We start from the raw sequence: 13,132 nt of genomic DNA, 5'->3' as shown, positions 1-13,132 counted from the left end.
AAAGAATGCAGACAAAACTTGTTCTTCTCGGAACCGGCACACCAAATGCGTGTCCGAATGCCAACGGACCTTCCTCCGCTGTCGTGGTCGGTGACCGTGCTTATCTGGTAGATTTTGGCCCTGGCGTTGTCCGCCAGGCCTCAGCCGCCTATTTTAACGGCGTGGATGCCCTGCGGCCGGATCTTCTGACCGTTGCCTTCTGTACGCACCTTCACACAGACCATACCGCCGGATACCCGGATCTGATTTTTACTCCGTGGGTGCTGGAGCGCCCGGTTCCATTGAAAGTTTTCGGGCCAAAGGGCTTACAGCACATGACCGATCATATCTTACAGGCCTATGAAACCGACATTGATTTCCGAATTCACGGTTTCGAAAAAGCAAACGAATCCGGCTACCGCGTTGAGGTAACAGAAATTGAATCCGGCATTGTCTACCGGGATGACCTGGTTACGGTGGAGGCTTTTCCGGTCAGCCACGGAACACTGGAATGCTACGGCTATAAATTCACCACACCGGACCGCACAATCGTCATCACCGGCGATACCGCTCCGCTGGATCTCGTGGCAGAAAAATCGAAAGGCTGTGATATCCTGCTGCACGAAGTGGAATACGCCGCCGGAATCTCCTGCCGCGAACCAAAATGGCAGAAATACCACCGGGAAGTGCATACGTTAAGCACGGATCTTGCCGGTGTTGCAAAAAAGGCAAATCCGAAACTGCTCGTTACGTATCACCGGATTTACCATATGAATGTACAGGATAACCACAAAAACCTTGCCGCCGAGATGGCATGGCGCGATGCCGCGATTCTGGATGAAATCCGGGATGCAGGGTATGACGGATATGTCGTGAACGGAAAAGACCTGGATGTATTTTAAAATACGGGGCAGCGTACCAATTCTGGTTTACGAATTGGTACGCTGCCCCGTTCGTTTTGGGATGAGCCCGGAGACGCTTTCTATTTTCATTTACCCGACTGGCAGATTCTACCATACTCTGCGTTATTTCAGAACTGTTTTTTCTTTGACATTAACCTCCTCAGAACGTATAATCATAGTATTACAACTCTGGCAAAACAGCAGGATTTTCTGCTGTTTGTCGTTACAGGAACCTGATCCGCAGACGGCTTGCACAGTCTGCCTTTCGTTTGCGTTCCAGAAAGGATGTTTTATATGGCAGCTACTACTACGAAACCCGTAAAAAGCGCCGGTAAAATTCCCGGCAGTACCTTGAAAATCATTGCGATGGTCTGTATGCTGATCGACCACACTGCAGCTGTACTTTTCGACCGAATCCTGATTTCCCGCGGTCTTCTGAATGCGGTGAACGCTTCGGACGGAGGCGCATCATTTCTCTCTACCGGAAACACAGCTGTGATTTATTATGCGGATATGATTATGCGCGCAATCGGAAGGATCAGTTTTCCGATTTTCTGTTTTCTGTTGATTGAAGGGTTCATGCATACGCATGATGTGAAAAAGTATGCGCTGAATCTTGGGATTTTTGCACTGGTTTCGGAGATCCCGTTCGATCTGGCATTTGCAGGAAAACCGTTTTATCTGAATTATCAGAATGTATTTTTCACTTTATTTATCGGCCTTGTGATGATGATTTTTCTGCAGAAAATCGATTCAAAAGCGCAAAAAGATGCCGGTGCATGGCAGAGGGCGAACTGGAAGGTTTCGGTTGGCAAGCTGCTGGTGATTGTGGCAGCCTGTGCAGTGGCCACGCTGTTGAAGACAGATTACAGTGCAATGGGAATTCTGACGATTGTGCTGATGTATAATATGAGAAAGAATAAAATGTACTGTATCGGAATCGGGTGTGCGGTGCTTACGCTGTTGAGTCTGAATGAAATCACCTGTTTTCTGGCTATGATTCCGGTGCATTTTTATAACGGAAAACGGGGATTGAATCTGAAGTATCCGTTTTATGCGTTTTATCCGGTGCATCTGCTGGTGCTGTTTGCGATTGCGGCGGTACTGGGGATGGCGGGGGTTGCGGTTGTTTAAAAAACGGACACCCGGAAGTGCACCTGCGCCGCCCCAGGACACAGTCCCAGACGACACAGACGCACTTCCGGGCTGACATTGAGGCGGGAGGTGGAGAGGTCTGGATTTGCTGCGCAAATCGGCGTGAGATTCTACTTAATATACTTCTTAACTTCCAACGGATACCCCAAAAGCTCTTCGCTGCGAATCACTTCAAAATTCTCCGGTTGAAAATCTTTGCGTAACGTCACAGTGTTCAGGCAATGATATCCCAATCTATGATAGAGTTTCATCGCTCCAAAATTTCGCGCAGCTACCTCAAGATAGACAGATTCAGAATACTTTTTTATCTCGGCTTCAACCAGCGCAATCGCATGACTTCCGTATCCGTTTCCCTGGTATTCCGGAAGTACGAAAAGATCTTCGATCCAGTCAACTTCCGCCCCGCGGCTTCCGAGATGCACAAATCCAATGGGGATCTCTTCTTTTAAGATAAAATAAAACACATGCCCTTTGTCTGTCCAGGCAGCAAGATTCTCCGCGGCCTCTTCGTCGGTTATAACATAATCACCATGAGCCAGCCAAAAGCCTCGAATCAGCTCTTTTGCAAGTTGTGCTTCGTTTTCATATTTCTGTAAAGCTATAATTTCATTCATTTTTTCATCTCCCTTGTTTTTTTAACCGAATCAAGTAAGTCCCCACCCACTGCTTATTACTTTTCGCAATGGAAGCAGGGGACTTGTTTGATTCGGGTCAAAGCGGATATTCGCAATCCGCTTCGCTACTTGCTCATAACCGAATAGCTGCTTCGCAGCTTATCAGAAGTGGCTTGTACCACTCCTGATACAAGCAAGTCCCCACCCACTGCTTATTACTTTTCGCAATGGAAGCAGGGGACTTGTTTGATTCGGTTAAACTATGATATACTCAAATCATCATGATACCAGGCTCAAAAAGCTAATGCAAGCTCGCTTGCAAGAGGATTTTTGAACTCTTGACCTGTCAAAAACATGACGAGGAGTGCAATGATATGAAAAAAGCGACAAATTTGATATCCTTTCTGATTTTAATGATGGTACTGGTCGGCTGTAGCAAAGAAACGGTCCATATCGACTTTCCTTTTGAAGTTGGAGATGTTGAAAATGTCGAAATGTACCACTATGCGGGAGCACCGGTATCAGCAGAAAAGAAAATAGTCGTTGCAAAAACTGATATAACAGACTTGTATCATATGTTTGAAAACTTATCATTGACAGACAAACAAGTCGAGGAAATCACAGGCGCAGATGTGACCAGTTTTCGATTTAACCTTTCGGATGGGACAAACTACGAACTGGTTTATGTCTGCAATGGAGTCAAGAATGGAAAGCTGAAATCTTCCACGGGCAATTTTGAATACTTCACAAATTCAGATATCGGCTCATATTGGTCGAATATGGATCTTGAATCAGTTTCGGTGAAAGAAAGTGAATTGCCGAAGTGGCATAACTGATTCAGCCTCGAAGGACTCCCTGTCATAAGCGCTGGGGTGTTTTTATATATGATTCATCTCGTTTCCGTTTCTCATAAATCGCTTCCATCCATTCCAGCACATCCTCTTTGTTCTGCTGAAACGGTTCGCTGTGACTTAGGAAAAAATGCGGCGCACGCACGTTTTTCAGAACTCGGATTTCTGCCAGCAGGCGCTCGGCATTATAAACGGTCTGTCCGTTTTTCTGCGTCGCATATGCCGCATCCCCGAGAAAGCACCACGTCTCATCCACTTCCAATGCAAGCGATCCTTTGGCATGACTCGATGGAATCGGAAATAAATGTAACCACACGTCACCGTCCTGAAACCACGTATCTTCTTCTATCACAGTTCCTGTTTTTGTATAACGAAACGTATTTTTCCCCTGGTAAACCGCTTCGCACGAAATCTCCGACAGATTCCCGATATGGTCGGGATGAAAATGGGATAAAATCACCCGAATTTCTTTTCCTGTCTGTTCTGACTTTTTCTGCAGAATTTCTGAAACCGCAGGATGATTTCCCACGTCATATACCCAGAAAAATGCATCACCCTCGATGATCACAACATTTGCCGAAAGTGGATGTTCTGTCGGTGTAAGATAGGAAATGTGATCGTTGATTGTCTGGATGTGCGGAATCTGTATCGGCTCTTTTCTTTCTTCTTTCATCAAATCAACACCTCTTTTCCTTCGAACACAAAACACAATGACCGACAGATTTAAGAAATCTCTTTCGTTCTCTGCCGGTCATGATATTAATGAAAATTAGTAGCTATCTTATTTTAGAAGCTGAACACCGCCACACCATACGCCGGAAGTGCATATGCAATCCGATATGGCTGGCCATCGCATTCTCCCTCTTTGGCACGGTAGGCTACCTGGCGTTTTTCGGTCGGGCCGCCGTATTTCATATCGGAGCTGTCGAGTATCAGGCGGTACTGTTTTTTGCGCGGTACGCCACACATATAATCCGGACGCTCGACCGGTGTGAAATTGCAGACGAACAACAGGTTGTTTTTTCCTGTCGGTGACCAGCGGACGAAGCTGTAAATGCTGCGGTCGCCGTCGTTGGCATTGATCCACTGGAAGCCTTCGTAGCCGCAGTCGTTCGCGTAGAGTGCCGGGTACTTGCGGTACATTTTCAGCAGGTCACTAAAGAAGGTCTGCAGATGCTGATGCCCCTCATCTGCCAGCAGGAACCAGTCGATCTCGCGTTCCTCGCTCCACTCGCGGAGCTGTCCGAAATCCTGTCCCATGAACAGAAGTTTTTTGCCCGGGTGCCCGAACATGAAAGCATAGCCTACCATCAGGTTCTGGAATTTTTCCTCCAGATCGCCCGGCATTTTATTGATCATCGAGCATTTCAAGTGGACAACCTCATCGTGCGAGAGCACCAGAATGTAGTTCTCGGAAAATGCATAGGTCATGCCGAAGGTCATCTTGTTATGGTTGTATTTGCGGAAGTATGGATCGAGCTTCATGTAATCGAGGAAGTCATGCATCCATCCCATGTTCCATTTGTAGGAGAAATGCAGGCCGCCGTCCTCTACGCTTCCCGTTACCTTCGGCCACGTTGTGGACTCCTCGGCAATCATGATGACACCTTTGTTTCGTCCGCGCACCAGGGTATTCAGGTGTTTGAAGAACTCGACGGCTTCGAGATTTTCATTTCCGCCGTTCTTGTTCGGCACCCACTGGCCCGGCTCTTTTCCGTAGTCGAGATACAGCATCGAAGCAACAGCATCGACACGGAGACCGTCTACGTGGTACTCTTCTACCCAATAAAGCGCATTTGCCAGCATAAAGTTTTTCACTTCATTTTTGCCGTAATCAAAGATCTTCGTTCCCCACTCCGGGTGCTCGCCCTTTCTCGGGTCGGCGTACTCATACAGCGGCTGACCATCAAAATCAACAAGGCCGTGCGCATCTTTCGGGAAGTGTGCCGGTACCCAGTCCAGAATAACACCGATTTTATTTTTATGCAGATAATCAACAAGATATTTAAACTCTTTCGGTGTTCCGTAGCGGGAGGTCGGTGCGTAATAGCCCGTTACCTGATAGCCCCAGGAACCGTCAAACGGATGCTCTGCAATTCCCATCAGCTCTACGTGGGTATAGCCCATTTTTTTTACGTAATCGGCAAGCGAATGTGCGAACTGAACGTAATTGTAAAATCCGTCCGGGTTGGATTCGGACCACGGATGTTTCATCCAGGAGCCCGGGTGCACTTCGTAGATGGAGAGCGCGGATTTCTGAACGTCAAATTTTTTGCGGTTCGTCAGCCATTCGCTGTCACCCCAGCGGTAGCCTTCGATTTCCGCTACTTTTGACGCGGTACCCGGCCGTTTTTCGGATGCAAATGCGTATGGATCTGCTTTGTACAGTTCTCTTCCGTCCGGTGTGCGGATGTAATATTTATACATCATTCCCTCGGTCACGCCCGGAACGAACACTTCATAAACGCCGTCCTCGCCGACTTTCCGCATCACATTGGCATGGGCATCCCAGCCGTTGAATTCGCCGATGACAGATACTTCCGCCGCATGCGGAGCCCATACGGTGAACCAGGCTCCTACTTTGCCGTCTTTTTTGTCCAGGTGCGCACCCATTTTCCGGAAAATATCGTAATGGGTTGCCTGGCCAAATAAGTACTGATCCAGTTCAGAAAATCTTGGCTGATAGCCCGCCGGTTTTTTTGGCGCTTTTCTGGTTTTCGCTGTTGTTTTTGCCGTTGTTTTCGCAGTTTCCTTCATAGAAAAAATCCCCTTTATGCTTCTTTTTCAATCAGAACACAGCCGCACGGAGGTACTTCAACAAAAAGTTTTCCATTTTCCGGAGAAATGGCTTCTCCGGTTACCGCGTTTTTCCATGTTCCGTCGCAAGATGCAGGAATCCAGACTCCCGCACTCTGGTTTTCATCATTATTTACTGCTGTGATCAGAGCGTCTGTCTCATCCAGGCGCGCAAAGGCATACTGGCGGTTGGTCAGCATGAGTTCGCGGTATCTTCCCGTTCGTGCTGCAGGATGTTTTTTTCTGACGTCTGATAATGTTTTGATCCATGCCGGAAGTTTTTCTGCCGGCGGATTTTTCTCCAGTTCTTCCAGATTCAGCGCCGGACGCAGCGGATCGTCGTTTCCGCCTTCTTTTCTTCCCTCGATGCCGAATTCCGATCCGTAATAGATGGACGGGATGCCCGGCAGGAAGTACAGCAGCGCATAAATTGGAATCATGTTTTCTTTTACGTTCAGCTTGCTGGCCAGACGGTCTACGTCGTGATTGTCAACGAAGCTGTACAGTTTCTTTCCTTTGTAAATGCCGCCGTTTTCGTCAAATTCGCGGCGGATCGTATGTGCAATTTCGAAGTAGTTATGATCGTTATGTCCCGAATAAAGTCCTTTGTGAAGCTCGTAGTTTGTGACACTGTGCAGCAGATGCTGGCCGTCTCCGATGTAGCGCGCATAGTCGCCGTGGATGACTTCGCCCATCAGCCAGAAGTCCTGTTTTTTGGCGGATGTGCGTGCGCGCATCTGCTCCATGAAGCCGAAATCCAGGCAGTCGGCGCAGTCGAGACGGATGCCGTCGATGTCGAATTCGTCGATCCAGAAGTCGATGACATCAAGGAGATAGTCGCGGACCTGCTGGTTCTGGAGATTCAGGTTGACGAGTTCGAAGCAGTTTCTCCATGCTTCGTAGGAGAATCCGTCGTTATAGCAGGTGTTTCCGCCGAACCAGATTCCTTTGTACCATCCGCAGTACGGGGACTGTTCTCTTTTTTCCTGAATGTCGCGGAAGGCAAAGAATTCGCGGCCGGTGTGGTTGAAGACACCGTCTACGACGACTTTGATGCCGAGTTCGTGGGCTTTTTTTACGTATGCGGCAAAGTCCGCGTTGTCGCCTAAGCGGCGGTCTACCTGTTTGTAATCTTTTGTGTCGTATCCATGTGTGGTTGATTCAAACAAGGGGCCGATATAGATTGCGGTACAACCGAGATCTGCGATGTGCGGAAGCCACTGTTCCAGTGTGGAAAAGCGGTGTACGGTTTCTTCCGATTCATTTTTTCTCGGCGCGCCGGTCAGTCCGATCGGATAGATGTGATAAAATTCTGCCTCTTCATACCATGGTGCCATTTTGTTTGTCCTCCTTGTTTTTGGGTTATGAGTAAATTCCATACATGAACTGGTGTACCAGACGGTAGACTTCTTCGTCCCGGACGACGAGGTTGGAAAGATCGGATTGATCTCCTGCTGTCATCATCAGGTAGTGCATCAGGATTCCGGAGAAGCCTACGGCGAATTGTTCCTGACGGCCGTTCATGTTGCCGAGTTCGGCGCTGGCGTTGTCGAAGACGTCGACGCACAGGTGATAGAACCGGTCAATCATGGGGTATACGGTGCGGAAGCCTTCGCTTTTTCTTCCGGAATAGAACAGTGCCATCATCAGCATATGGAATTTCGGGTCTTCGGAGGCTCCGTTGAAGAAGGCACGCGCGATGCGGTACAGTTTTTCGGGGATGTTTTTCCCGGTTTCGGAGGCTTCGATGAGTTTTTGTTCCATGGGCTGAAAGTGCTCGTTTAGCAGGGCTTCGAGGAGGCCTTGTTTGCTGCCGAAGTAATAGTACAGGGTTGGTTTGGATACTCCGGCGGAGTCTACGATCTGCTGAACACCGACGGCGTCGTACCCGCTTTCGTAGAAGAGGGTCAGAGCTGAGTTCATGATTAGCTGACGATTGTCCATTTTGAATCCTCTTTGTTGCGGAAGGGACGCTCTCTGGAGTTCGCCTGGCCGCGGTGTGTTTGGGTGGTTGTTTGTTACGTGTGAGTTGGCATTTGTTTTGGTTTAAAATGCTTTTGTTGATTTTGTATTTAAGAAGTCTGCTTTTGTGTGTGATGGTCGAATTGCGTGAGTTTTTGGCAATTTTGACGAATTTTGTTGGATTTTGCAGGTTTCTTATGTGTGTTTCTGTTATCATTATACCAATCGGTATATAAAAAGTCAATGCGAAATATATAATGGATGAAAATAGATGCATAGAAAAAGAACCGGCGGGGAAATCTTTAGTTTAGTTCTCAGATTTCTCTGTCGGTTCTTTTCTTATTTTCCGATACTGTTTTTATACGAACTGAACCTCACATGACTAAAGTCACGTGCTTCAGACCGCTTTAGGCGGCAGACAAAATATCGGCGGATACGCCTGTTTCTTAGATCTTGCGCGGATACGCGCTTCTTCCATGCCGGATACGGCAGGTCTCCACATAACAGGTAGTCCACGGTATATCCGCCTGTGTTTATGCTGCTTTTCGCAGTTCCATTTCTGAAATTAAGTCTCTCAAATCCGCATAAACACATGAGGTTCTACTCTTTACTGCAGGAACTTTTGCCTCCAGCAAAGACCTTTCCGTTGCCGGTAAGGGTTTTAAAATTTCACGGATAAAATATCTTGCTCCAATATTGTACGATGCAGATAATCCTCCTTCTGCATTTTTTTGCATTTTCTCTTTTTGTTCTCCAATTGCTGTTTTCCTTCAGATGCCGTATAATGGAAACAGCATTTTTCAAATTCAAATTAAGGAGAACATAAACTGATGATACGATTTAATAATGACTACAATCACGGTGCGCACCCGGAGATTCTGGAGGCGCTGGGGGCTATTAATGGGAACAGTTATGGTGGATATGGGGAGGATGAATGGTGTGAGAAGGCTGCGGAGCTGATTCGGGAGAAGATTCATTGTGCGGATGCGGCGGTTCATTTTTTTCCGGGGGCGACGCAGGCGAATTTTATTGTGACGGCGGCAGCGCTTTCGCCGGTGCAGAGTGTGATTGCGGCGGATACCGGACATATTAACTGCCATGAGGCGGCTTCGATTGAAAATACCGGGCATAAGATTCTGGAGCTGCCGAATACGGATGGTAAAATTTCGGCGGAACAGATTGCGGCGTGTGCGGCGGCTTATTATGAAGGCGGTGAGCCGGAGTATCTGACGGAGCCGAAGATGGTATATCTTTCATTTCCGACTGAGCAGGGAACGCTGTATTCGCTGCAGGAGCTGACGAAGATTCACGAGGTCTGCCGGAAGTATGATATGTATCTGTTTGTGGACGGGGCACGGCTTGGATACGGGCTTGGATCAGAGAAGAATGATGTTTCTCTCGAGGATCTCGCTGCTCTCACAGATGTTTTCTATTTCGGCGGAACGAAATGCGGTGCGCTGTTTGGTGAGGCCGTTGTGCTTACAGCTGACTCGCTGAAAAAGCGGTTCAAAGCCTACATGAAACAGAACGGCGCTGTCCTCGCAAAGGGATGGCTGCTCGGACTGCAGTTCCACTGCCTGCTGGGGCATGATCTTTATTTCACTGCGACACGCCGCGCCGATGAACTTGCCATGAAACTCCGCAAAGCATTTGCGGCGCAGGGGATTCCATTCTGGGTGGAGAGTTTTACGAATCAGCAGTTTGTGATTCTCACCGATGCGCAGAAGGAAACTCTGGAAAAACGCTATATTTTCGAGCCAATGGGGAAATCCGCGGACGGCGGAAATATTGCGCGGTTCTGCACCAGCTGGGCAACGACGGAAGAGGAAGTGCAGACACTGATTGATGACCTCAAAGCTTTATAATTTTTGTCCAAAACGGCATTCTGCAAACACCGGCGATCTCTAAATCTGCTTTGCAAATTCAAAGAAAAAGCTGTACCGGTGTGCCACGAAAATGCAGATTTTTCCTTGTTTTACTCCGAGAAAGGAATCTTTATGTCTCATAAAATTGGTATTACCGCCTGCTCCAACCCCATGCATCCTTCCTTTTCCGCCGATCTGGCGCGTCTCTGTCAGATTCTGCGGAAGCTGGGCTTCGATCCTGTTTTAAGCCCCTGCCTCTTCGACAACGGTTCCGGCTTTTCCGGCACGGGCGCGGAGCGGGCGGATGCATTGATGAACCTTTACTGTGACCCAGAAATCACGGATATTTTTGATGTTTCCGGCGGCGATATGGCGAATGAAGTTCTGCCGTATCTGGATTTTTCTGTCATCGCCGCCTCCGGCAAGCGCTTCTGGGGATACAGTGATCTCACAACGATTGTCAATGCTGTCACGACTGCGACTGGAAATGAGTCGATGCTGTATCAGGTTCGAAATCTGCTGTACGACCACAGCGCCGAACAGATCACTCTGTTCCAAAACGCTTTTTCCGGGCAGTCTCCCAGCCTCTTCGACCTCCCTTGCACATTTCTGCAGGGCGATCACATGGAAGGTGTGATGATCGGCGGAAATATCCGCTGTTTTCTGAAGCTCGCCGGAACGGATTTTCAGCCGGATTTCCGCGGAAAAATCCTGCTCCTCGAAGCCATGGGCGGCGGCGTTCCGCAGATGGTTACGTTTCTGTCCCAGCTGAAAATGATGCATGCCTTTGAACAGATCAATGGTATTCTCCTCGGAACATTTTCCCAGATGGAACGCGACCAGCTGACGCCGGATATGCCGCAGCTTGTCCGCCAGGCGGCCGGACCGGATCTCCCGATTGCAAGGACTCCGTATATCGGCCACGGCACGGATGCACATGCCGCCGTGATCGGCAAATTTTATCAGATTTCTTCTGACTGATATACATCCGCGTAGCGCACGCCGAACTCCTCTGCGTCTGCATGGCGTTCCATATAGATATCAATGTGGCCGTACGGCGTGCCGCGGTCCTCGACCGTGTAAATTTTTCCGCCGATATTCAGCTTCGTTCCAAACGGCAGAACGCCGGTTGCAATGGTCCGGCCCTGCACCGGCATTTTTCCGGATGCGGTCGGGCCGCCCGCCCAGCGGCCACAGCAAACGGCGCAGTTGCAGTAAGCGGTCAGTTTAAAATTGCCGAGATATTTTCCCGAAGCGCTTTCCAACCGATCACCTGCGGTACTGTTTTCTGCACTTGTATTCTGCACATTTTCTGCTCCCGCCTTCTGTTTTCCACCATTCCCGTTTTCTGTTGTCTGGTTATCCACAGAGTTTCCTTCTTTTCTCCCATTATCCACATCTCCCGTTTCTACTTTGCTCTCACGTATTTCCTCCGAAATCACCCGCACAGCAAATTCTGTCGATTTCTCATAGTTAAAATCTGAAATCAGAATCCCCGTCGCCTCGCTTCCAGCGTGGATTACTTTTCCATCACCGAGATAAATCATGACATGGTAAATAAACCCGCTCTCCCGCTGGTAAAACAGCAGATCACCAGGCTTTGCCTCCTGCACCGGAATGCGTGTTCCAGCTTTCGCCTGCTGGCGTGAGGTTCTCGGAAGGGTATACCCGAAATTAGCAAAAATCTGCTGGGCAAAGCCGGAACAGTCGCAGCCGTTTGTAAGACTCGTCCCGCCCCAGACGTACGGATTTCCCAGGAATTTTTTCGCGTACTGCAGGACCTCGCCGCGCGCTTCGTCAGAAGAAAGAAGTGTTCTCGTCGTTGCATATGTATAGGTGTACGCCTTATTATTCCATGGCTTCACCCACATTTCCGCCATGGGAAAACTTTCCTCCTGCCAACGGTTTACCTCTTTTTCAGCCTCTTCTCCGCGCAGGAGATACCGCGCGCAGACAAATCCACGGACATCGCCGGATTCCACATAAACCCAGTCAGAATCCGCATCCGCTAAAATATAACAGAGGCTTCCCTTCGGCAGGATTCCGACGATTTTCTGATTTGTGCCTTTTCCTTCGCGGACGTGAAGCCAGGAATTCACATCGGCGATAGCATATGTTTTTTCAACCGTATGAAACAGCCACGGCATACGGGAAATCGTGACTTTTTCAGCTTCTGCCGCCTGCCACTCACTGTAGCTTTCCCGCGTGCGCTCAGCTTCCTGCTCTGCCGAAAAGACGGGTTCAGCCTCGGCGGCTGGCGGTTCCGCAGACTGTGATAAGTCAGAATCCGAAGAGACTTCTGCCGTCTTGTCCCCACCAGTTGCATCATCACTTCCTGCAGATCCGTTTTCTTCCTCCGGCGGTTCCATCTGCTCCCCATCTCCGCCGCCGATTTCTTCCTGCCCCGGCCATGGATCGTTGGAAATATCTTCCCCTTCGCCCGGCCACGGTCCATCCATTTCACTGTTTCCCGGTGTTTCCGGCATGTCTCCCTGATCTCCCGGTTCTGGATTTTCCGGCTCCTCTGGCTCTGTCTCGCCTGCCTCTCCCGGTTCTGCATTTTCCGGCCCCTCTGGTTCTGTCTCGCCCGTTTTTCCCGGTTCCGTCATTCCTGCATTCTCTCCGCCGTCAGGCTCCTGCGGTTCCGGTTCCTCCGGGACTGTCTCATCTTCTTTTCCCTCGGATCCACTTTCCTCTTCCATCTCATCATTCTGCGTACCTTCCGGTTCTGTCACCTCTTCCGCTTCCGCAGGTGCCTCCTCCGCCGCATCTTCCTCCACGCAAAAAGAAGCAGCCCCAACGGCTGCTTCCCCTGCAATCTCAATTCCAATCTGTCCCGGATCGGCCGTTTCCTCTTCTGCTGCATAAACGGCTGTCGGGTTTCCCAGTGTCACTGCGAGCGCACCGATCATCGCGGCGCGCACCAGCTCGGCGCATTTGTCGCCCATCATTGTTTTATCAACCATTTTCGCTTTCTCCTATTCAATTTGTCCGGCCAGACGGAATTG

Annotated in this window: 12 protein-coding genes; 5 read left to right on the top strand and 7 right to left on the bottom strand. The window is 49.2% G+C overall.

Annotated elements, in window-relative coordinates; all coding sequences use genetic code 11:
• The first annotated feature begins 5 nt into the window (after window positions 1–5).
• A complete protein-coding gene (locus DWW13_RS04825; protein ID WP_117510903.1) occupies window positions 6–881 on the top strand; it encodes an MBL fold metallo-hydrolase in 876 nt (291 codons plus the stop codon).
• Window positions 882–1,175: 294 nt separating this feature from the next.
• Window positions 1,176–2,015: a TraX family protein gene (locus tag DWW13_RS04820; RefSeq protein WP_118601735.1), complete on the top strand. Its 840-nt coding sequence runs from the start codon at window positions 1,176–1,178 to the stop codon at window positions 2,013–2,015.
• A 131-nt stretch (window positions 2,016–2,146) separates the two neighbouring features.
• Here DWW13_RS04820 and DWW13_RS04815 read toward each other — a convergent pair whose 3' ends face one another.
• Window positions 2,147–2,650 carry a GNAT family N-acetyltransferase gene (locus DWW13_RS04815; RefSeq protein WP_117761329.1) on the bottom strand — a complete coding sequence of 168 codons (504 nt, stop codon included), beginning with the start codon at window positions 2,648–2,650 and terminating at the stop codon, window positions 2,147–2,149.
• Window positions 2,651–3,024: 374 nt separating this feature from the next.
• Here DWW13_RS04815 and DWW13_RS04810 point away from each other — a divergent pair, with 374 nt between their 5' ends.
• Complete coding sequence (locus DWW13_RS04810; protein ID WP_118601734.1) at window positions 3,025–3,486, top strand: hypothetical protein; 462 nt, start codon at window positions 3,025–3,027, stop codon at window positions 3,484–3,486.
• Window positions 3,487–3,508: 22 nt separating this feature from the next.
• Here the strand turns inward: DWW13_RS04810 and DWW13_RS04805 are convergent, their stop codons facing one another.
• The 5 genes from DWW13_RS04805 to DWW13_RS04785 form a co-directional block, all read right to left on the bottom strand.
• Complete coding sequence (locus DWW13_RS04805; protein WP_055225761.1) at window positions 3,509–4,174, bottom strand: MBL fold metallo-hydrolase; 666 nt, start codon at window positions 4,172–4,174, stop codon at window positions 3,509–3,511.
• 113 nt (window positions 4,175–4,287) lie between these two features.
• Window positions 4,288–6,258: a 1,4-alpha-glucan branching protein GlgB gene (glgB, locus tag DWW13_RS04800; RefSeq protein ID WP_118601733.1), complete on the bottom strand. Its 1,971-nt coding sequence runs from the start codon at window positions 6,256–6,258 to the stop codon at window positions 4,288–4,290.
• A gap of 14 nt (window positions 6,259–6,272) precedes the next feature.
• Window positions 6,273–7,634, bottom strand: coding sequence for an alpha-amylase family glycosyl hydrolase (locus tag DWW13_RS04795; protein ID WP_118601732.1), 1,362 nt, complete (start codon window positions 7,632–7,634; stop codon window positions 6,273–6,275).
• A gap of 25 nt (window positions 7,635–7,659) precedes the next feature.
• Window positions 7,660–8,241, bottom strand: coding sequence for a TetR/AcrR family transcriptional regulator (locus DWW13_RS04790; RefSeq protein WP_022461597.1), 582 nt, complete (start codon window positions 8,239–8,241; stop codon window positions 7,660–7,662).
• Window positions 8,242–8,792: 551 nt separating this feature from the next.
• A complete protein-coding gene (locus tag DWW13_RS04785) occupies window positions 8,793–8,996 on the bottom strand; it encodes a hypothetical protein (protein WP_055220935.1) in 204 nt (67 codons plus the stop codon).
• A gap of 93 nt (window positions 8,997–9,089) precedes the next feature.
• On the opposite strand from DWW13_RS04785, the gene DWW13_RS04780 reads away from it, so the two are divergent.
• Window positions 9,090–10,124, top strand: coding sequence for a threonine aldolase family protein (locus DWW13_RS04780; RefSeq protein WP_055225768.1), 1,035 nt, complete (start codon window positions 9,090–9,092; stop codon window positions 10,122–10,124).
• 132 nt (window positions 10,125–10,256) lie between these two features.
• Window positions 10,257–11,105, top strand: coding sequence for an LD-carboxypeptidase (locus DWW13_RS04775; RefSeq protein ID WP_118601731.1), 849 nt, complete (start codon window positions 10,257–10,259; stop codon window positions 11,103–11,105).
• Here the strand turns inward: DWW13_RS04775 and DWW13_RS04770 are convergent.
• A complete protein-coding gene (locus tag DWW13_RS04770) occupies window positions 11,087–13,090 on the bottom strand; it encodes an NlpC/P60 family protein (RefSeq protein ID WP_118719449.1) in 2,004 nt (667 codons plus the stop codon). The two genes, DWW13_RS04775 and DWW13_RS04770, sit on opposite strands and share 19 nt — an antisense overlap.
• Window positions 13,091–13,132 lie beyond the last annotated feature (42 nt).

This window comes from Blautia sp. AF14-40, assembly GCF_003479665.1.
Lineage (GTDB): Bacteria > Bacillota > Clostridia > Lachnospirales > Lachnospiraceae > Fusicatenibacter > Fusicatenibacter saccharivorans.
This window is presented reverse-complemented; position numbering and strand designations above follow the sequence as displayed.

Excerpts from the sequence above, each read along its gene's own strand:
- DWW13_RS04825 (WP_117510903.1), top strand. The coding sequence starts at position 6 with ATGCAGACAAAACTTGTTCTTCTCGGAACCGGCACACCAAATGCGTGT.
- DWW13_RS04820 (WP_118601735.1), top strand. The coding sequence starts at position 1,176 with ATGGCAGCTACTACTACGAAACCCGTAAAAAGCGCCGGTAAAATTCCC.
- DWW13_RS04815 (WP_117761329.1), bottom strand. The coding sequence starts at position 2,650 with ATGAATGAAATTATAGCTTTACAGAAATATGAAAACGAAGCACAACTT.
- DWW13_RS04810 (WP_118601734.1), top strand. The coding sequence starts at position 3,025 with ATGAAAAAAGCGACAAATTTGATATCCTTTCTGATTTTAATGATGGTA.
- DWW13_RS04805 (WP_055225761.1), bottom strand. The coding sequence starts at position 4,174 with ATGAAAGAAGAAAGAAAAGAGCCGATACAGATTCCGCACATCCAGACA.
- glgB (WP_118601733.1), bottom strand. The coding sequence starts at position 6,258 with ATGAAGGAAACTGCGAAAACAACGGCAAAAACAACAGCGAAAACCAGA.
- DWW13_RS04795 (WP_118601732.1), bottom strand. The coding sequence starts at position 7,634 with ATGGCACCATGGTATGAAGAGGCAGAATTTTATCACATCTATCCGATC.
- DWW13_RS04790 (WP_022461597.1), bottom strand. The coding sequence starts at position 8,241 with ATGGACAATCGTCAGCTAATCATGAACTCAGCTCTGACCCTCTTCTAC.
- DWW13_RS04785 (WP_055220935.1), bottom strand. The coding sequence starts at position 8,996 with ATGCAAAAAAATGCAGAAGGAGGATTATCTGCATCGTACAATATTGGA.
- DWW13_RS04780 (WP_055225768.1), top strand. The coding sequence starts at position 9,090 with ATGATACGATTTAATAATGACTACAATCACGGTGCGCACCCGGAGATT.
- DWW13_RS04775 (WP_118601731.1), top strand. The coding sequence starts at position 10,257 with ATGTCTCATAAAATTGGTATTACCGCCTGCTCCAACCCCATGCATCCT.
- DWW13_RS04770 (WP_118719449.1), bottom strand. The coding sequence starts at position 13,090 with ATGGTTGATAAAACAATGATGGGCGACAAATGCGCCGAGCTGGTGCGC.